Below are 18,375 nucleotides of genomic sequence, written 5' to 3'. Positions count from 1 at the left end.
GGGGACGGACGATTGTCGTTCCCGATTGATGCCCCGGCAACGCTCCCCATATAGGAAGACAAGAAGCGGGCCCGCGGCCGTCTGCGGGCACCCGACGGAGTGTGCATGAACCAGACCTATCCCGTGTTGCCGCTGCGCGACATCGTCGTTTTCCCCCATATGATCGTGCCCCTGTTCGTCGGGCGCGAGAAGTCCGTGGCCGCGCTGGAGGCGGCGATGGCGGCGGACAAGGAGATCTTCCTGACCGCCCAGCTCGACAAGGATCTCGACGATCCGTCGCGCGAGGATCTGTACGAGCTGGGAGTCACCGCCACGGTGCTCCAGCTGCTGAAGCTGCCCGACGGCACCGTACGCGTGCTGGTCGAGGGCAAGGAACGCGGCCGCCTGGGCGAGATGCGGGAAGCCGATGGCTATCTGGAGGCGGCGGTGGAGCCGGTCGAGGCCGCCGGTGCCGAGAGCGGCGAGACGGAGGCGCTGATGCGCTCGGTCGTCAGCCAGTTCGAGAACTACGCCAAGCTCAACAAGAAGCTGCCGCAGGAAACCGTCTCGCAGATGGGCGAGATCGAGGACGCGTCGCGCCTCGCCGATGCGGTGGCGGCGAACATCGCGGTCAAGGTGGCGGACAAGCAGGCGCTGCTCGTCGAGCTCGATCCGGCCAAGCGGCTCGAAATGGCCTATGCGCTGATGGAGGGCGAGCTCGGCGTTCTGCAGGTCGAGAAGAAGATCAAGAGCCGCGTCAAGCGTCAGATGGAGAAGTCGCAGCGCGAATATTACCTCAACGAGCAGCTGAAGGCGATCCAGCGCGAACTGGGCAATGGCGACGATGACGGCGACGGCGACGAAGTCGCCGAGCTGACGCAGAAGATCGCGACACTGAAGCTCTCCAAGGAGGCGCGCGCCAAGGCGACGTCGGAGCTGAAGAAGCTGAAGACCATGGCGCCGATGAGCGCCGAGGCGACGGTGGTGCGCAACTATCTCGACGTGTTGCTGGGCCTACCCTGGGGCAAGAAGTCGAAGGTCAAGAAGGACATCGCCGCCGCGCAGGCGATCCTCGACCAGGATCATTATGCGCTGGAGAAGGTGAAGGACCGGATCGTCGAATATCTCGGCGTGCAGGCGCGCACCAACAAGCTTAAGGGGCCGATCCTGTGCCTCGTCGGCCCGCCGGGCGTGGGCAAGACCAGCCTCGGCCAGTCGATCGCCAAGGCGACCGGGCGCGAATTCATCCGCCAGTCGCTGGGCGGCGTGCGGGACGAGGCCGAGATCCGGGGCCACCGGCGGACCTATATCGGCTCGCTGCCGGGCAAGATCGTCACCAACCTCAAAAAGGCGGGTGCGTCCAATCCCCTGTTCCTGCTCGATGAGATCGACAAGCTCGGTCAGGACTTCCGCGGCGATCCGGCCTCGGCCCTGCTCGAGGTGCTCGATCCGGAGCAGAATGCGAAGTTCAACGACCATTATCTCGAGATCGACATCGATCTGTCGGACGTGATGTTCGTCTGCACGGCGAACACGCTGAACCTGCCGCAGCCGCTGCTCGACCGCATGGAGATCATCCGGCTGGAGGGCTATACCGAGGACGAGAAGGTCGAGATCGCCGAGCGGCACCTCGTCGCCAAGCAGATCGAGGCGCACGGTCTGAAGCCCGGCGAGTTCGTGCTGACGCAGGAGGGGCTCCGCGCCCTCATCCAGCGCTACACCCGCGAGGCGGGCGTGCGCACGCTGGAGCGCGAGATCGCCAAGCTGGCGCGCAAGGCATTGCGTCGTATCCTCGAGGGCAAGGCGGAGAGCGTCACGGTCACGCCCGAGAATCTTCACGAGTTCGCGGGCGTCCAGAAGTTCCGCCACGGCCTGTCGGAGACCGAGCATCAGATTGGTGCGGTCACCGGCCTCGCCTGGACCGAGGTTGGCGGCGAGCTGCTGACCATCGAATCGGTGACGGTCGGCGGCAAGGGTGCGATCAAGACGACCGGCAAGCTCGGCGACGTGATGAAGGAGTCGGTCGAGGCGGCGTGGAGCTATGTGAAGGCGCGCGCGCCCAGCTATGGCATCAAGCCGTCGCTCTTCCACCGCAAGGACGTCCACATCCATCTGCCCGAAGGGGCGGTGCCCAAGGACGGGCCGTCGGCCGGCATCGGCATCGTGACTTCGATCGTCTCGACGCTGACCGGCGTACCGGTGCGGCGCGAGGTGGCGATGACCGGAGAGGTGACGCTGCGCGGCCGCGTGCTGCCGATCGGCGGGCTGAAGGAGAAGCTGCTGGCGGCGCTGCGCGGCGGCATCACCACGGTGCTGATCCCGCAGGAGAATGAGAAGGACTTGGCCGACATCCCCGCCAATGTGAAGGAGGGGCTGAAGATCGTGCCGGTGGCCCATGTCGACGAGGTGCTGCGGCTGGCGCTGACCGAGCCGCTCGAGTCGATCGACTGGAGCGATGCCGACGAGCTTGCCGCGTTGCCGCCGGCGGGGGTTGCTCCGGCCGGAGGCGAACTGCACCACTGAGCGGACGGACGGCCGGCGGCCGTCATTCCGGTGCCACGCGATCGGGGCAAGACCCGGCGCGTGGCACGGTTCTACCATTTCTACCCCTATGTCGGAGTTGACTTGGAGGGCAGCCCCGCTCTTTAGTGGGCGCTTGCGCGCGCCGTGCCCGGTTATCGCGCATAATCGATTCGCTTGAATTTTGGGGGACGATTCAATGAATAAGCAGGAGCTGATTGCGACGGTCGCCGATACGTCGGGACTGGCGCGCAGCGACGCCGCACGTGCGGTCGAGGCCGTGTTCGACGCCATTTCGGCCAGCCTGAAGAAGGGCGACGAGGTCCGCCTGGTCGGATTCGGCACCTTTTCGGTCTCGCGCCGCAAGGCGTCGACCGGCCGCAATCCGCGCACCGGCGAGCCGATGTCGATCAAGGCCTCGACCCAGCCCAAGTTCAAGGCCGGCAAGATCCTGAAGGATTCGGTCAACTAGGGGCTGGACAGGCGGGGCACGCCTCGCCTAGGAGGCCGCCTCCCGCCGGGATGGGCGCGTAGCTCAGCGGTAGAGCACACCCTTCACACGGGTGGGGTCACAGGTTCAATCCCTGTCGCGCCCACCATCCCGATCGGTCATGAACGGCCCGCGGCTCGGCGACGAGCGCGGGTCTTTTCATATGCGGGGGGCAAGGCGGAGACTGTTCGGGTGGACATTGCCCGCGGGCCGCCCGTCTGAGGCGACGGCGGTAACCTACCGTACGGCATCGTCCAGTTGGATCCCGACCTCCAGCCCTTCGCCCTGAGTGCAATTAAAGGGCGGGTGTCGCAGCCCGTGCTTCGAGGTCGCTCAAAACGAACGGGTCAAGAAGCTTGGTGCCGCGTTGGCACCAGATGCAGCACGGTCGCGATGATGCCGCCGACGACCAGCCCGACCATGCCTGAGCCGATAGCGGTCACGGTCCAGGCGATCGCGCCATGCGCCGCCGGCGCGAGCTCCGCCATGTGTTCGGCGGCTGCATGAATGACGTGTTCGGGCGCCGTCACTCCGAAGCCGGCAAGCCCGTGCACGATGATGCCGCCGCCGACCCAGATCATCGCCGCCGTGCCGATCGCGGCGAGGGCGGACATGATGACCGGCATGGCCTTGACCATGCCCCGACCGATCGCCTGCACCGCGGACGAGGAACGGCGCGCGAGGTGGAGGCCTATATCGTCGAGCTTCACGATCAGCCCGACCGCGCCATAGACGCCGGCGGTGATCGCCAGCGCGACGATCGCGAGCGCCGCAGCCTGCTGGACGATGCCGGTACCGGACACTTCGGCCAATGCGATCGCCATGATCTCCGCGGAGAGGATGAAATCGGTGCGGATCGCGCCCGCGATCGTCTTCTTCTCCAGCGCTTCGGCACTCTCCGCGCCGGCATCGCCGGCGCCCGCCTCCTCATGGTGGCCGCTGACCGCCTCCCACAGCTTTTCCGCCCCCTCGAAGCAGAGATAGGCGCCGCCCAGCATCAGCAGGGGCGTCAGCAGCCAGGGCGCGAAGGCGCTGAGCAGCAACGCGACCGGTAGCAGGATCAGGAGCTTGTTGCGGATCGAGCCCAGCGCGATCCGCCAGATGATCGGCAGCTCGCGCGCCGGCGAGAGGCCGGTGACGTAGCGCGGTGTGACCGCGGCATCGTCGATCACCACGCCGGCCGCCTTCGCGCCCGCGCGTCCGGCGGCGGCGCCGACATCGTCGATCGACGCGGCGGCGAGGCGGGTGATCGCGGCGACGTCGTCGAGCAGCGCAGCCAGACCCGATGGCATGATCGTCTTCCCCCAGAAATGAGCATTGGCTGTGTCGCCAAATGCTTGGACGCGCAATCCCGCGCGGTTGCTCCATAATGGAGGTAATCGGCCCGCAAACAGGCCCGGGAACCCCTACGTGGCGGTCATGCCCGACCCCCGCCACGATCGGCTCAAGGCGCTCAGCCCCCGACAGCGCGAATGCCTGCGCCTGGTGGCACAGGGGCTGGAGGGGAAGGAGATCGGCCGCGCGCTCGGCATCTCCGACCTGACGGTGAAGAACCATCTGAGTGCCGCGCGCACCGCGCTGGGCGTTGCGCGGAGTATCGATGCGGCGCGGATGGTGGCGGCGGACGAGGCTGGTGCTTCGGGTACTAGTGCCCCGCCGGGGATAGCGGACCGGTCCTATTACGACGTTGAAGCGGCGGGCCAGTCGGACCGGGAGCGGGACGACGAGACGGAGACGACGACGCGCGGGCTGGCGGATGCCAGTGGCCTCGCGCCGCCGCCGACCGGTTTCGTCCTACCGTTGCCCTATCCGGCGCGAAGGGGGCAGCGGAACGCACTCTCCATTCCCGCCAGGCTCGCCATCGTCGTGCTGCTGACCGTGCTGCTGATCGCGGCGGTCGGCTTCTTCGTCGAGGCGAGCCGGGGATTGCGCTTCTGATGCTCCGGCGACCGACCTCGCCCGTGCTCTTCGCCGCGGGTCGCCCGGAGACCCGTGACCATGACCAAGATCGCGCCCGCCGCCGCCCACAAGATCGCGACCCGTCTGACGACGCTGGAGCAGGAGATCGACCTTGCTGCCCGTTCGAGCGCAAGGCTGCCGGCCGACTTGCTCGAGGAGCTCGCGCGCTCGGGCGCCTCGCCGATCGAGGCGCAGCGCGTGCTGGGGGCCGTTGCCGAGACCTTCACCGCACTGGTCGAGGCGCGCGGCAGGGTCGCGCGTGCTCATGGCCTGCTGCTCGCCTATGCGAAGGAACAGGGGCTGACCACCGCGTTCGGCGATCAATTCCCCTGCGAGGACTTCGTCCGGAGCCTGGCGGACGCGGCCGACCGCGAGGCCAGCATCGTCCGCATCGCGGCCTGAACGCCCGTTTCGGATCGCGGCGCTTCGGCGAGGCGCCGCGATCCGAGCCATGATCCATGTCCTTCTGTTCTATGTCCTTCTTGTCGGGGCGTGCGGCTATGCGCTGCGCTGCGGCGGGGCGCCCGAACGCTGGGTCGCGGTGCTGCTGCCACTCGCCGCCCTATCGACCTTCCTGGTCGCAATCTTGGGGCGCGGTTATCATGGCGGACAGTTCCGCCATGTGGAATATGGCATCCTGGCGGTCGACGCCGTTCTCCTCCTCGCGCTGGTCGCGGTCGCCGCGCTGGCGGACAGGTTCTGGCCGCTGTGCCTGAGCGCTCTGCACGCCTTTGGTTTGGTGGCGCATCTGGCGAGGATGATCGCGCCGGACATTCTCCCCGACGTCTACAAGGCGGCGCACGCCATCGCCTCCTATCCGATCCTCCTGACGCTGGTCGTGGCGACGTATCGCCACCGGCAGCGGGTGCACGCGCACGGGCGCGACAGGTCCTGGTCGATCTCCTGGCCGGCCTTGATGCCGACCGCGCCGGTTCGCACGCCGACCGGCTGATCGAGGTGTTCGGCGCCGTCGGGCCCGCATTGGCAGCCGGCCCGGATCGGCTGGCGGACGTCCTGGCGGATCGCGACGCCGCACGGATGCTGAAGGCGCACCATCGCGCGATGCTGTGGACACTGCGCGAGGCGGCGGTCCGCGGCCCGATCCTGGCCACCCGGCACGCGCTGATCCACTATCTCCATCACGCCCATGCCTTCGCCCCGGTCGAGACGCTGCACGCCTTCTTCCTCAACACACGGCGCGAGCTGATCGCCGAGGAGGCGATCGCGCAGGGGACGCCCTCGGCGCTGTCGGTCGAGCCGCGACAGGTGCTGGAGCGCGCGCTGCTGCTCGGCGCGACGGGGCTGGTGCTGGTCCACAACCATCCCAGCGGCGATCCGACGCCGAGTGCGGCGGACCGGCTGTTCACGCGTCGGCTGGCGACCGCGGCGGAGTGTCTCGATATCCGGCTGCACGATCACCTCGTCATCGCGCGCGACGGCCATGCCGCCATCGCCGTGCATGCGATCGTGCCGGAATGACGTCATCGAGGACCGCACGAAAACGCCGGATCTCGAATCCGCGCGTCACATAACCGTAACGGTGGCGTCATGGTTTCGAAACGCGAATCCCATCTAGCCGTCATTTAACATGCCTAATCGGACTGCCGTGATCGGCAGGGGGACCCGAGTCGATCCCGGGCGAATGGCCCGCAATCCAATGATCGACCGGGAGTCTTCCGATGTCCACCTTCTCGCGCACCACCCGCCTCCTGATGGCGGGTACCGCCTCCATGCTTCTGGCCTCCTGCGATGGCGCGGACAGCGTCGCCTCGCCCGGCGAAGGCGTGATCGTGGCACCGGGCGGCGGCAGCACGCCGACGCCGACCCCCACCGGCACCCCGACCCCCACCGCGGGCACGCCGGCCGCCTCGTGCCCGACCGGCTTCGCCGATGCGGGCGTGGTCGGCAACTTCCGCGGCTGTCGCATCCCGACGGTCGTCACCAGCAGCCTGACCCTGCAGAAGCTGCCGGGCGTCGCCTATGAGATCAACGGCCAGGTCGATGTCGGCGTCGACATCGGCGGCGACGGCACCAAGTCGGGCGGCACCCGCGTCGACCTGACCGTCCAGCCGGGCGTCATCGTCTACGCCAACACCACCAACGCCAATAACGACTTCCTGGTCGTGAACCGCGGCTCGCGCCTGCTCGCCGAGGGCACAGCGGCCAGCCCGATCATCTTCACCGCGCAGCAGAACCTGACCGGCGGCGTCAGCGACGACAGCCAGGGCCTGTGGGGCGGCATCATCATGGCCGGCCGTGCGCCGATCTCGAACTGCAACACCACCGTCGCGGGCGGTTCGGCGACCTGCGAGAACATCGTCGAGGGCACCACGACGGCGCTCTACGGCGGCGCCAACGCGACCGACGATTCGGGCACCGTCCGCTACGTCCAGATCCGCTATTCGGGCACCGTCATCAGCCCCAACAACGAGCTGCAGGGACTGACGCTGGGCGGCACCGGTTCGGGCACGACGATCGATCACGTCCAGGTCCACAACTCCTCGGACGACGGCATCGAGGTGTTCGGCGGCCGGACCAACATGAAGTATCTGGCGATCACCGGCGCCGATGACGACGGCCTGGACACCGATGTGGGCTGGCAGGGCTTCGTGCAGTTCGTGCTGGCGGTGCAGAAGCCGAACAACACCCAGACCGACAATTACTCGACCGAGATCGACTCGAACGGCAACGAGGATGCGCTGCCCCGCCAGCGGTACAACCTCGCCAACTTCACCTTCGTCTCGACCTCGACGGCGACCAACGCCGCGATCCGCCTGCGCGGCGGCGCGGATGCCCGCTTCATCAACGGCATCGTCACCGGCCCGAACGCCTGCCTAAACATCGTCGCGGGCCTCGACTCGAACGGCAAGTCGACGATCCGTCCGGCCAACACCACGCTCGACGACCTCGGGCCGCCGGTGTTCAGCTCGGTCGTGTTCGGCTGCGCCAGCTCCTATGCGGAAACCGCCGTCAACGGCGTGACGGTGACCGCGGCCGAGCAGGCGGCGGTGTTCACCGCGGGGACCAACAACACGGCGAGCGCGACGGGCATCCTGACCGGCACCTACCTGCCGGCCGGCGTCGCCAGCACGACGACCCCGTTCAACGCGTCGACGATCAACTCCTTCTTCGTCAACACCAGCTTCATCGGCGCGGTGAGCGGACCGAACGACACCTCCTTCGCAGGCTGGACGTGCAACTCCAACCGGGCGAGCTTCGGCTCGACCAGCGGCAGCTGCACCGCGCTGCCCACCGGCTGATCCGGACGGGGCGCATATCGAAGCGGGCGGTCCGGGGGGCCGCCCGCCAATTCCTTTTTCTGCCGGGGCAGCCATGACCAAGACCTTCACCACCCTTCTGCTGGGCACGTCCATGTTGATGCCCGCGGCCGCGATCGCGCAGGGGACAGCCGGCAGCGCGCCGGCCGGTTCGCCGCCTTCGGGCAGCGTCGTCGCGCCGCAGGCGGGAACGCCGGTCGACAATGACGATCTGCGCACCGCCACCCCGGGTGGGGCAGGGCAGACCGACCAGGTGGAGGTCTCGGCGCCCGGCTCGGCCGGCAACGAGGACATCGTCGTCGTCGGCCGCAACATCCCCAACATCGTGCGCTCGACCCCCGAGGTGGTGAACGTGCTGTCGACCGCCGACATCGCGCGGACGGGCGAGGGCGACATCGCCGGCGCGCTGACCCGCGTCACCGGCCTGTCGGTGGTCGGCAACGGCTTCGTCTATGTCCGTGGCCTCGGCGACCGCTATTCCTCGTCGCTGCTCAACGGCTCGCCGCTGCCCTCGCCCGAGCCGCTGCGCCGCGTCGTGCCGCTCGACATCTTCCCGACCAACGTCATCGCCTCTGCGCTGGTGCAGAAGAGCTATTCGGTTAACTATCCTGCGGAGTTCGGCGGCGGCGTCATCAACCTGACCACCCGTGCGGTGCCCAAGGAGACCTTCTTCCAGCTCGGCGGCTCGCTGGCCGCCGATACGGTGACCACGTCGGAGCTCGGCTATGTCTATGACGGTGGCCGGTACGACTGGACCGGCTTCGACAGCGGCGAGCGCAAGGTCCCGGGCGTCATCCGCGCCGCCGGGGTCAACGGCACGTCGCTGACCCCGCAGCAGATCACCGGGCTGACCAATGCCGAGACGACGCTCCTCCAGCAGAACAACCAGCTCCCCGCCAACTGGTCGGGCGAGATGAGCTTCGGCACCTCGGCCGATTTCGGCAGCGTCCGCGTCGGCGTGATCGCGGCGGCGGGGATCAGCAACAGCTGGCGCACCCGCGACAACCGCCAGCAGCTGACCAACGACCCGACCGGGATCCTGATCAGCGACTTCCAGACCGTGCTGACCGACAATCGCGCGATCGTAAACGGCCTGCTCGGCGTCGGCGCCGAGTGGGACGAGCACAAGATCCGGCTGACCAACCTCTACATTCACGACACGGTCAAGCAGGGCCGGCTGAGCCGCGGCAACACCGCCAATGTCGGCATCCTGCCCGGCGGCATCCAGCCCTTCATCGTCCAGAACACCAGCTGGTTCGAGCGCGAGCTGATGGACACCCAGGCCGTCGGCGAGTTCAAATGGACCGACATCGCGCTCGACGTGCGCGGCTCCTTCGCCAAGACGCAGCGCAACAGCCCCTACGAGCGTGGCTTCACCTATCAGTACAGCAATCAGGCGCGCGACTATCGCAACAGCCTCAGCGGGCTGGAAGGCGCGTCGATCGCCTTTTCCGAGCTGGACGAGCGGCAATGGTCCGGTCAGGCGAACCTGACCTGGAACGTCTCGTCGTTCGACCGGCCCTTCTCGGTCTCGGTCGGCTATGCCTATACCGACACCAGCCGCGATTCGAGCCGCTACACCTTCCAGTACCAGGCGCCGAACAACGCCACGCTGCCGGTCGCGGTGGCGCAGCTGCGCCCAGACTATCTGCTGTCCGACTATACGGTGCTGACCTACGGCATCAGCCTGCGCAACACCTCGACCGCGCAGGGCGCGGCGGCCTATGACGCCAGCCTGCGCGTCCATGGCGGCTATGCCCAGGTGGAGGGCGAGATCACCGACGGGCTGCGCGCGACCAGCGGCATCCGCTACGAGCAGGCGGTCGAGTGGGTCAACCCGATCGGCACCGCCACCGGCACCCGGCTGGACAACAGCTACTGGCTGCCTGCGGTCACCATCACCTGGAACTTCGCGCCCGACATGCAGCTGCGCGGCCATCTGTCGAAGACGCTGGCCCGTCCGCAGTTCCGCGAACTCGCGCCGCAGCTCTACCAGGATTTCGAGAGCGACCGCCTGTTCTTCGGCAACACCTTCCTGAAGGACTCGCAGCTCTACAATGCCGAGCTGCGCTACGAATGGTATTTTGCGCGCGACCAGCGCTTCAACCTGGCGGGCTTCTTCAAGCGGATCGACGATCCGATCGAGGCAGTGGCCTTCTTCCCGGCCGGCTCGTCGACCCTCCAGACCGGCTTCGCCAACGCGCCGCGCGCCAAGCTCTACGGCGGCGAGGTCGAGTTCCAGAAGTATATCCCGCTCGATGCGCTGGGCGACGGCTTCTTCGCGACGCGCCGCCTCGTCGCGATCGTCAACTACACCTACACCCATTCGAAGGTGGAGGCGGGCAACCAGCTGATCGCCAGCCCGCTGTCCTCGGGCGCGATCGCCGACCTGCGGCCGGCGAACGTGCTGTTCCGCGACGGCGCCCCGCTGGTCGGCCAGTCGGACCATCTGGTCAATCTCCAGCTCGGCATCGAGGACAAGGAGTCGCTCAGCCAGCTGACCTTCCTGTTCAACTATGCCTCGGACCGGCTGACCAATCGCGGCCCGGTCGGCGACGGCGGCGTGCGCCTGCCCGATCTGATCGAGCGCCCCGGCATCCGCCTCGACATCGTCGGGCGGCAGGGCATCCGGATCGCGGGCAAGGAGGTCGAGATCAAGGCGGAGGCGCGCAACCTGACGGGTACCGGCTATCGCGAGTTCCAGACCTTCGAGAATGCGCGGGTCGACATCAACCGGTACCGGCTCGGCCGGGTCTTCAGCCTCGGGGCCAGCATCCAGTTCTGACGCCGGGCGCGGGCGGCGGCTAAAGCTCGGTCCAGCCGACCTGAATCGTCGCCCCAGCGCAGGCTGGGGCCTCGAGCGGTTCATGCCTCGTGCTTTTACCGGGAGATCCCAGCCTTTGCCGGGATGACGATCGTTTCAGCTTCAACGGATCAAGGTCTATCCCCAGGGCCGCTCGCGATACCATTTGGTGATGACGTACTTGACCCCGCTGCGCACCTTCATGCCCTGATGGAGCGTGGCGGGGTTGAGGCTGCCGTCCGGGCGGCGATTGTTCCAGCAGACCAGCTTGCCCCGTTCGGGCTGGATGATCTTGTCGGCCGCCTTGAACCGCGTCGCGCCGCCCGCTTCGGGAGAGTTGAGATAGACCATCGCCGTCCAGGTCCGGTTGCCGGCAACGGAGCAGTAGCGGTCATAGTCGATGCCCTGCGGCTCGAAATAGTCGGTATGCCCCTTGAACTCCTGCCCGACCGCGTAGCGCTGCCCCTGCAGGGGCTCGCCATGCGTCGGATCGAGGCCGGTAAAGGCCAGCAACCGCGCCTCGGTGTCGATCACCACCGGATCGTCCGCCGCGAGGTCGCCCGTCTCGCTGGTCCGGTAGGCGGCATCGCCATTGGCGTCCGCAATGGTCGAGGGGCGGCGGACCGCATCGATCCGCGCGATCAGGGCGGTGCAAAGCTCCGGCGGCAGGAAGTCGCGCTGGACGAAGAGGGTGAGTTTGGGACTGGGGATGCGCTGGACGCCGTGATGCGACAGGATGCGCTCGGCGATCGGCGCGCCGTCGAGCCCGGAGCCGAGAGAAAGGGAGCTTGGCATGGCCGGCAGAGTGGCAGCGCGCGCAGCGCGCGTCCAAGCGTCTTTTTTGTCGGCAGCGCGGCCGTTCGCTGTTAGATGCAGGGTCGATGGTATGCGATCGGGCGGCGGGATGATCTGGCGATGCGATTGAGGCTCGATCCGCGCGCGCGGCGGCTGCTGGAGCGGCTGCCGGTCGTCAACGTCTATTCGGTGGCCGAACTCGCGCTCATGGCGGGGCTCGCCGTGCAGCTCGCCCGGCTGATCTGGGTCGTCGCGACCCCGGTCGGGCCGGTCGGCGACTGGCGGCCGGCAGGCGTCGCGGTTCCGGGATCGGCGCTCGAGCTGCTGACCGATTTCGACCCGTTCTTCCGTCTGCAACAGGCGCAGACCGCGCCCACGACGGTGACCAACCTGCAATTGACCGTATTCGGCATCCGGCTCGACGAGGCGACCGGCCGCGGTTCGGCGATCGTCGCGGGCCCGGACGGCGTCCAGCAGAGCGTCGCGGTCGGCGAGGAGATCCAGCCGGGCGTCCGGCTGAAGGGCGTCGCCTTCGACCATATCACGCTCGACCGCGGCGGCGTGACCGAGGACCTGTTCCTCGACCAGTCCGGCGCGACGCCGCCGCCGCCGGGTACGGGCGGACCGCCGGGCGCGCCGCCGCTGCCGGCGGGAGTCGGCCCGATCACCCCCGCCGCGTCCGGCGGCTCGGCGGTGCCCGGCGGCGGCCTGCCCGCCAGCCAGCTGCGGCAGGACATCGGCTTCATCCCCCGCCTCGACAACGGCCGGATCAGCGGGCTCGTCGTCCGGCCGCAGGGCGGCGGCGAGGCATTTCGCCGGGCCGGCCTTCGCGAGGGCGACGTGGTCACCTCGATCGGCGGGCGGCCGGTCACCGGCCCCGGCGACATCGACCGTATCGCCGCCGAATTCGCCGGCGGCGGCAACATTCCCATCACCGTCGAGCGCGGACAGGACACGCTGCCGCTCGCCATCACGATAGCGGCCCCCAAGAAATGATCCGTTCCTCGCTTTCCCTGCCTGTTCTCGCCGCCGCGCTGGCGGTGGCAGCGCCCGTCGCCGCGCAGCTGACGCTCAACGTCCGCGATGCCGACATCCGGGCCTTCATCGCCGATGCGGCCCGGGTGACGGGCCGCACCTTCATCGTCGATGCGCGGGTGGCGGGGAAGGTGACGGTGGTCACCGACCGGCCGCTGTCGCGATCGGAATATTTCGAGGTGTTCCTGTCGACGCTGCGCGCCAACGGGCTGGTCGCGGTGCCGACCGGCAACGGCGTGCTGCGCGTCCAGCCGCTCGACAATGCCGCCGCGCAGCCGAGCCGCATCGGCAGCGCCGGGGCCCAGCGCAACAGCTTCGTCACCGAGATCGTCCGCCTGCGCTCGATCGACGCGCAGAGCGCGGTGGAGACGGTGCGCCCACTGGTCAGCGCGCAAGGGTCGGTCACCGCCAATCGCGGCGGCAACAGCATCGTCGTGGTCGACTTCGCCGACAATATCCGCCGCATCCGCGAGGTGCTGCGGCGGGTGGATACGGATGGTGCCGCGACCCGCGTCGTCACGCTGCGCAACGCGTCCGCGCGCGAGATCGCCACGGCGCTTCAGGCGCTGGCCGGGGGCGGCTCGAGCACCGGCGGCGGCGGTGCCTCGGTGGCACCGGGTAGCGTATCCGTCGTGCCGATCGAAAGCTCTAACTCGATCGGTCTTCGCGGCGACCCGTCGAGCGTCACGCGGCTGGCGCAGATCGCGGTCGATCTCGACCGCAAGGCGCAGAGCGGGACCGAGATCAAGGTCGTCTTCCTCGAAAACGCCGATGCCGAGCAGCTGCTGCCGGTACTTCAGCGCCTGGTGGGGCAGACGCCCGATCCGGTGCAGGAGACCACGCTGTCGCGCGGCAGCTTCCAGACCACCAATGGAACGACGGGCACGAGCAGCGGCCAGATCACGCCGCAGATCATCCAGCCGTCCAATCCGGTGCCGACCAGTGGCGGGGGCGGCGGTACGACGCTGGCCAACGGCCAGCAGGCGCCGATCTCGTCGGTGGGCAGCCGCACGCAGGCGGTCGTGACGCGCTTCACCGGCGCGAACGCAATCGTCATCGCGGCGCCCGCCGACATCCAGCGGCAGCTCGCCGAGGTCACGCGCCAGCTCGACACCCGGCGCGAGCAGGTGCTGATCGAGGCGATCATCGCCGAGGTCTCGGATTCCACGGTCAAGCGGCTCGGCGCGCAGTTCCTGCTGGGCAACCTGTCGGGTGGCGCCTTCGCGGCGTCCACCTATACCAACACCGCGCCCAACATCCTCCAGATCGCAGGTGCCGTCGGCGCGCGCTATATCGGCGGTCAGACCACGACCGTGATCGGCACCGACGGTACGCGGACGACGACCACCACGCCCAATGCGGCGACCGATCAGCTGACCCAGTCGGCGATCAGCTCGATCCTGGGCACCAGCGGCGGCTTCGCCGGCTGGGGCGGCAGGGTGGGCGACACGATCTTCGGTGCGATCATCAACGCGGTGAAGAGCGACAACACCTCCAACCTGCTGCAGGTGCCGCACATCATCACGCTCGACAACCAGCAGGCGCATAGCCTGGTCGGGCAGGAGATCCCGGTGACGACGGGACAGGCGCTGTCGAACAATTTCGACAACAGCTTCCGCACGGTGCAGCGGCAGAATGTCGGTATCCAGCTCGACGTGAAGCCGCAGGTCAATGCAGGCGGATCGCTGAAGCTCCACGTCCGGCTCGAGGTTAGCTCGATCGCCGGGCCGGTCTCGGCGAGCAACCAGGAGCTGATCCTCAACAAGCGCGCGTTCGAAAACGTCTTCACGCCCGACGACGGGCAGATCACCGTGATCGGCGGGCTGCTCGACGATGCGGAGCGGCGGACGATCGAGAAGATCCCGCTGCTCGGCGACATTCCCGTGCTCGGCAACCTCTTCAAGTCCAAGGCGCGTAGCCGGACCAAGACCAACCTTATGGTCTTCATCCGGCCGACCATCCTGCGCACGCCCGAGGACAGCCGGCGGGTGACCGAGCAACGCTACGGTTATCTGCGCGCCACGCAGGGCTATGCGCAGCCGGGCGTGGAGCCGTCGATCGACCAGCTGGTCCGCGACTATATGAATGCCGCGCCGCCGATCCCGTCGGCGCCGCTGCCGGGCAATATCGAGGATCCGAACATCGCCGTGCCCCGCCAGGGGCAGCCGAGCATGTCGATCCGGCCGGACCGCAAATGACCCCGGCGACCGACGACCCAATCGTTCCGCCCGCCGCGGACGGCGAGCGCGCGGTCGTGCCGCAGCTCGTCCTGCCCTATGGCTTCGCGCGCAAATATGGTGTGGCGGTGCGGCCCGGCGAGCCGGAGGGACCGCTGACCGTGGCATTGCGCGAAGGCGCCGATCCGCGCGTGCTGATCGAGGTGCGCCGCTTCCTGGCACAGCCCTTCGCGATCGAGCCCGTCGACCAGCCGGGCTTCGACCGGCTGCTCTCCGACGCCTATGCGATGGACGGGCAGGCGCGCGCGCTCGCGGCCGTGGGCATGGGCAACGAGCTGGACGAGCTGGCGGAAGGGATCCCGACCGCGGAGGATCTGCTCGACACGGCGGACGATGCGCCCGCCATCCGGCTGATCAACGGGATCATCGCCGATGCCGCGCGCAACGGCGTGTCGGATATCCATATCGAGCCCTATGAGACGGGTCTCGTCGTACGAATGCGGATCGATGGCGTGCTGCGCGAGACGCTGCGCATGCCGCCGCACGTCGCGCCTGTCGTGGTCAGCCGCATCAAGGTGATGGCACGGCTGGATATCGCCGAGCGGCGCGTGCCGCAGGACGGACGCATGGGCCTGACGCTGGGCGGCAAGCTGCTCGACGTGCGCGTCTCGACCCTGCCGAGCCGCGCCGGCGAGCGGGTGGTGCTGCGTATCCTCGACAAGGAGAATGCCGGCATCGACCTCGACGCGCTCGGCATGACCCCGGCGATGTATGCGCTGCTGAAGGGCGCGCTGGCCGAGCCGAACGGGATCATCCTCGTCACCGGCCCGACCGGTTCGGGCAAGACGACGAGTCTCTACGCCGCGCTGCGCCTGCTCAACGACGGCAGCCGCAACATCCTGACGGTCGAGGATCCGGTCGAATATGCGGTGGAGGGAGTCGGCCAGACCCAGGTCAATGCCAAGGTCGGGCTGACCTTCGCCGCCGGGTTGCGTGCGATCCTGCGCCAGGATCCCGACGTGGTGATGGTCGGCGAGATCCGCGATCGCGAGACGGCCGAGATCGCCGTGCAGGCCTCGCTGACCGGTCACCTCGTCCTGTCGACGGTGCATACCAACGACGCGGTCGGCGCGATCACCCGGATGCGCGACATGAAGGTCGAGCCGTTCCTGCTCGCCTCCACGCTCCGCGCGGTGATCGCCCAGCGGCTGGTGCGCCGGCTGTGCCCGAACTGCCGTCGCGCCGTGCCAGCGGCGGGGCGGAGCGCGACGCGCGGCCGCGCACGCACCGGCGACACGCCCGCGACCCTGCTGGGCGTTCCCGCCAGCGCCACCATCTACGAACCCGTCGGCTGCGAGCAGTGCAACCATACCGGCTTCAAGGGGCGGGTGGGCGTGTTCGAGGCGGTACGGGTCGACGATACGATCCGCCGCCTGATCAACGAGGGCGGCGACGAGGCGGCGATCGCGGCCCATGCCTTTGCCCGCACGCCCAACCTCGCCGCGGCGGCACGCGATCTGGTGGTCGCCGGGCTGACCACGCCGGAAGAGGCGATCCGCGTCTCCCGGCGCGATGCCGCCGATGTCGAGCCGGTCATCGATCCGCCGGCGCCCGCGGCGGAAGGGACGCCGCCGGCGACCAGCTTCGTCCAGCCGGCCGATGGCTGATTTCGACTATCTGGCGATCGACACCCGCGGCAACGAGCGCCGCGGCCATGTCGCCGCCGCCGATATCGATGCGGCGCGCAGCACGCTCGATCGCCAGCGCCTCTATGTCGTGCGGCTGGAGCCCGGCGCGCCTCCGGTGGCGCGGGCGCGGCCGCTGTTCGGGCTGCAGCTGGGCCGCGCGCGCATGTCGGGCAAGCAGCTGACTCTGTTCACCCGCCAGCTGGCGACGCTCAACCGCGTCTCGCCGCTCGAGGAGAGCCTGCGCACCATCACCCGCCAGACCGAGCAGGAGCGGGTGCAGGGCATCGTGCGCGCCGTCCATTCGGGGGTGGTCGAGGGGCGGCGGCTGGCCGATGCGATGGCGCGCGAGCCCAAGAGCTTCCCGCCGCTCTACCGCGCGATGGTGGCGGCGGGCGAGAGCTCGGGCACGCTGCCGACGATCCTCGACCGGCTGGCGGCGCTGCTCGAACGCCAGGCGGAGATCCGCGGCAAGCTGGTGACCGCACTCGCCTATCCCGCGATCCTCGCTGTCGTGGCGATGGGGGTGGTGACCGCGCTGATGATGTTCGTGGTGCCGCAGGTCGTCGAGCAGTTCGACACGGTCGGACAGGAGCTGCCGTTGCTGACGCGTCTGGTCATCGCCCTGTCCGACTTCCTCGTCGGCTGGTGGTGGGTGTTGATCCTCGGCCTCGTCCTGCTGGGACTGGCGGGCTGGCGGCTGCTCAAGGATCCGGCGATCCGCCTCTCCTTCGACAGCTGGCTGCTGCGCCTGCCGCTCGCGGGGCGGCTGCTGCGCGACCTGCACGCGGCGCGGATGGCGCGGACGCTCGGCACGATGGTGGCGAGCCGCCTCCCGCTGCTCGAAGGCCTGACGTTGACCGCGGGCACGATCCACAACCGCCGGCTGCGCGCCGCCTCCGACGAGATCGTCGAGGCGATCCGCGGCGGAGGCAGCCTGTCGGCCGCGATGCGGCGCGCGGCGGTCTTCCCGCCGCTCCTGACCTATCTTGCCGCCAGCGGCGAGGCGGCGGGGCGGCTGGACGAGATGCTCGAGCGCGCCGCCGACTATCTGGAGCGTGAGTTCGACCGGTTCACCGCGACCGCGCTGTCGCTGCTGGAGCCGGCGATCATCGTGGTGATGGGCGGGATCGTCGCCACCATCGTGCTCGCCATCCTGTTGCCGATCCTCCAGCTCAATACGCTGGCCGGAGGATGATGAGGAAACCCATGGTCCACGAAACGAAGAAGAAGCGCCGTCGCCAAGCCGGCTTCACCCTGGTCGAGCTGATGGTGGTGATCGTCATCATCGGCCTGCTGGCGACGATCGTCGCGCTCAACGTGCTGCCCTCCGGCGACACCGCGCGCATCCAGAAGGCGAAGGCGGATATCGCCCAGATCGAGGGCGCGCTGGAGCTCTACAAGCTGCAGAACGTCAACTATCCGACCACGACGCAGGGCCTGCAGGCGCTGGTCAGCGCGCCCGAAGGGCTGGCCGATCCTTCCCGCTACCAGCGCGGCGGCTATCTGAAGCGACTGCCCGACGATCCCTGGGGCAGGCCGTATCTCTACGCCGCGCCCGGCCAGCATGGCGAGGCCGATGTCTGGACCTATGGCGCCGACGGCAAGGAAGGCGGCGAGGGCATCAACGCCGATATCGGCAGCTGGCAATAAG

15 protein-coding genes and 1 tRNA gene are annotated in these 18,375 nt (G+C 68.6%); 14 read left to right on the top strand and 2 right to left on the bottom strand.

All coding sequences use genetic code 11. The features are described from left to right. The first annotated feature begins 105 nt into the window (after nucleotides 1-105). The 3 genes from lon to IEX18_RS13095 all read left to right on the top strand — a co-directional run bounded on the left by lon (nucleotide 106) and on the right by IEX18_RS13095 (nucleotide 3,098). Nucleotides 106-2,502 carry an endopeptidase La gene (lon, locus tag IEX18_RS13105; RefSeq protein ID WP_188659191.1) on the top strand — a complete coding sequence of 799 codons (2,397 nt, stop codon included), beginning with the start codon at nucleotides 106-108 and terminating at the stop codon, nucleotides 2,500-2,502. 196 nt (nucleotides 2,503-2,698) lie between these two features. Then, nucleotides 2,699-2,971 carry an HU family DNA-binding protein gene (locus tag IEX18_RS13100; RefSeq protein WP_188659190.1) on the top strand — a complete coding sequence of 91 codons (273 nt, stop codon included), beginning with the start codon at nucleotides 2,699-2,701 and terminating at the stop codon, nucleotides 2,969-2,971. Between the two features lie 52 nt (nucleotides 2,972-3,023). Further along, a tRNA-Val gene (locus IEX18_RS13095) sits at nucleotides 3,024-3,098 on the top strand. Nucleotides 3,099-3,336: 238 nt separating this feature from the next. Here IEX18_RS13095 and IEX18_RS13090 read toward each other — a convergent pair. Beyond that, the gene (locus IEX18_RS13090; RefSeq protein ID WP_188659189.1) at nucleotides 3,337-4,281 is read right to left on the bottom strand and encodes a DUF808 domain-containing protein; all 945 of its coding nucleotides are present in this window, start codon (nucleotides 4,279-4,281) and stop codon (nucleotides 3,337-3,339) included. A gap of 127 nt (nucleotides 4,282-4,408) precedes the next feature. Between IEX18_RS13090 and IEX18_RS13085 the strand changes: the two genes are divergently transcribed. From IEX18_RS13085 to IEX18_RS13060, 6 genes are all read left to right on the top strand, one after another. Then, entirely contained in the window at nucleotides 4,409-4,927 is a 519-nt protein-coding gene (locus IEX18_RS13085) for a helix-turn-helix domain-containing protein (protein ID WP_188659188.1), read from the top strand. A 60-nt stretch (nucleotides 4,928-4,987) separates the two neighbouring features. Next, the gene (locus IEX18_RS13080; protein WP_188659187.1) at nucleotides 4,988-5,350 is read left to right on the top strand and encodes a hypothetical protein; all 363 of its coding nucleotides are present in this window, start codon (nucleotides 4,988-4,990) and stop codon (nucleotides 5,348-5,350) included. Nucleotides 5,351-5,399: 49 nt separating this feature from the next. Further along, nucleotides 5,400-5,900 (top strand): hypothetical protein, encoded by a 501-nt coding sequence (locus tag IEX18_RS13075; RefSeq protein ID WP_188659186.1) that lies wholly within the window; start codon nucleotides 5,400-5,402, stop codon nucleotides 5,898-5,900. 5 nt (nucleotides 5,901-5,905) lie between these two features. Continuing rightward, entirely contained in the window at nucleotides 5,906-6,427 is a 522-nt protein-coding gene (locus IEX18_RS13070; protein ID WP_229664554.1) for a JAB domain-containing protein, read from the top strand. Between the two features lie 200 nt (nucleotides 6,428-6,627). Continuing rightward, the gene (locus IEX18_RS13065) at nucleotides 6,628-8,208 is read left to right on the top strand and encodes a beta-helix domain-containing protein (RefSeq protein WP_188659184.1); all 1,581 of its coding nucleotides are present in this window, start codon (nucleotides 6,628-6,630) and stop codon (nucleotides 8,206-8,208) included. 73 nt (nucleotides 8,209-8,281) lie between these two features. Beyond that, nucleotides 8,282-11,011: a TonB-dependent receptor domain-containing protein gene (locus IEX18_RS13060; RefSeq protein WP_188659183.1), complete on the top strand. Its 2,730-nt coding sequence runs from the start codon at nucleotides 8,282-8,284 to the stop codon at nucleotides 11,009-11,011. Between the two features lie 156 nt (nucleotides 11,012-11,167). On the opposite strand, the gene IEX18_RS13055 is transcribed toward IEX18_RS13060, so the two are convergent. After that, entirely contained in the window at nucleotides 11,168-11,824 is a 657-nt protein-coding gene (locus IEX18_RS13055; RefSeq protein WP_188659182.1) for a prolyl hydroxylase family protein, read from the bottom strand. A gap of 75 nt (nucleotides 11,825-11,899) precedes the next feature. Here IEX18_RS13055 and IEX18_RS13050 point away from each other — a divergent pair, with 75 nt between their 5' ends. Genes IEX18_RS13050 through gspG form a run of 5 tightly spaced genes read left to right on the top strand, consistent with a single transcriptional unit; the run spans nucleotide 11,900 to nucleotide 18,374 of the window. Then, nucleotides 11,900-12,820: a type II secretion system protein N gene (locus tag IEX18_RS13050; RefSeq protein WP_308419347.1), complete on the top strand. Its 921-nt coding sequence runs from the start codon at nucleotides 11,900-11,902 to the stop codon at nucleotides 12,818-12,820. Beyond that, nucleotides 12,817-15,057 carry a type II secretion system secretin GspD gene (gene gspD / locus IEX18_RS13045; protein ID WP_188659181.1) on the top strand — a complete coding sequence of 747 codons (2,241 nt, stop codon included), beginning with the start codon at nucleotides 12,817-12,819 and terminating at the stop codon, nucleotides 15,055-15,057. The genes IEX18_RS13050 and gspD overlap by 4 nt, the downstream gene beginning before the upstream one ends. Next, nucleotides 15,054-16,703, top strand: coding sequence for a GspE/PulE family protein (locus tag IEX18_RS13040; RefSeq protein WP_188659180.1), 1,650 nt, complete (start codon nucleotides 15,054-15,056; stop codon nucleotides 16,701-16,703). The genes gspD and IEX18_RS13040 overlap by 4 nt, the downstream gene beginning before the upstream one ends. Beyond that, nucleotides 16,696-17,919 carry a type II secretion system inner membrane protein GspF gene (gene gspF, locus IEX18_RS13035; RefSeq protein ID WP_188659179.1) on the top strand — a complete coding sequence of 408 codons (1,224 nt, stop codon included), beginning with the start codon at nucleotides 16,696-16,698 and terminating at the stop codon, nucleotides 17,917-17,919. The genes IEX18_RS13040 and gspF overlap by 8 nt, the downstream gene beginning before the upstream one ends. A gap of 11 nt (nucleotides 17,920-17,930) precedes the next feature. Further along, nucleotides 17,931-18,374: a type II secretion system major pseudopilin GspG gene (gene gspG, locus IEX18_RS13030; protein ID WP_188659178.1), complete on the top strand. Its 444-nt coding sequence runs from the start codon at nucleotides 17,931-17,933 to the stop codon at nucleotides 18,372-18,374. Nucleotide 18,375: the final 1 nt, after the last annotated feature.

The sequence above is a fragment of the Sphingomonas metalli genome (assembly GCF_014641735.1).
In the GTDB taxonomy this organism is placed as follows: domain Bacteria; phylum Pseudomonadota; class Alphaproteobacteria; order Sphingomonadales; family Sphingomonadaceae; genus Sphingomonas; species Sphingomonas metalli.
The sequence above is the reverse complement of the archived record's forward strand: the minus strand, read 5'-3'. Positions and strand labels throughout refer to the sequence as shown.

What these genes read in the sequence shown, in the direction of transcription:
- IEX18_RS13060 (WP_188659183.1), top strand. Translation starts at nt 8,282, where the DNA reads ATGACCAAGACCTTCACCACCCTTCTGCTGGGCACGTCCATGTTGATG.
- IEX18_RS13090 (WP_188659189.1), bottom strand. Translation starts at nt 4,281, where the DNA reads ATGCCATCGGGTCTGGCTGCGCTGCTCGACGACGTCGCCGCGATCACC.
- gspD (WP_188659181.1), top strand. Translation starts at nt 12,817, where the DNA reads ATGATCCGTTCCTCGCTTTCCCTGCCTGTTCTCGCCGCCGCGCTGGCG.
- IEX18_RS13065 (WP_188659184.1), top strand. Translation starts at nt 6,628, where the DNA reads ATGTCCACCTTCTCGCGCACCACCCGCCTCCTGATGGCGGGTACCGCC.
- IEX18_RS13075 (WP_188659186.1), top strand. Translation starts at nt 5,400, where the DNA reads ATGATCCATGTCCTTCTGTTCTATGTCCTTCTTGTCGGGGCGTGCGGC.
- lon (WP_188659191.1), top strand. Translation starts at nt 106, where the DNA reads ATGAACCAGACCTATCCCGTGTTGCCGCTGCGCGACATCGTCGTTTTC.
- IEX18_RS13055 (WP_188659182.1), bottom strand. Translation starts at nt 11,824, where the DNA reads ATGCCAAGCTCCCTTTCTCTCGGCTCCGGGCTCGACGGCGCGCCGATC.
- gspF (WP_188659179.1), top strand. Translation starts at nt 16,696, where the DNA reads ATGGCTGATTTCGACTATCTGGCGATCGACACCCGCGGCAACGAGCGC.
- gspG (WP_188659178.1), top strand. Translation starts at nt 17,931, where the DNA reads ATGGTCCACGAAACGAAGAAGAAGCGCCGTCGCCAAGCCGGCTTCACC.
- IEX18_RS13100 (WP_188659190.1), top strand. Translation starts at nt 2,699, where the DNA reads ATGAATAAGCAGGAGCTGATTGCGACGGTCGCCGATACGTCGGGACTG.
- IEX18_RS13050 (WP_308419347.1), top strand. Translation starts at nt 11,900, where the DNA reads ATGCAGGGTCGATGGTATGCGATCGGGCGGCGGGATGATCTGGCGATG.
- IEX18_RS13040 (WP_188659180.1), top strand. Translation starts at nt 15,054, where the DNA reads ATGACCCCGGCGACCGACGACCCAATCGTTCCGCCCGCCGCGGACGGC.
- IEX18_RS13085 (WP_188659188.1), top strand. Translation starts at nt 4,409, where the DNA reads ATGCCCGACCCCCGCCACGATCGGCTCAAGGCGCTCAGCCCCCGACAG.
- IEX18_RS13080 (WP_188659187.1), top strand. Translation starts at nt 4,988, where the DNA reads ATGACCAAGATCGCGCCCGCCGCCGCCCACAAGATCGCGACCCGTCTG.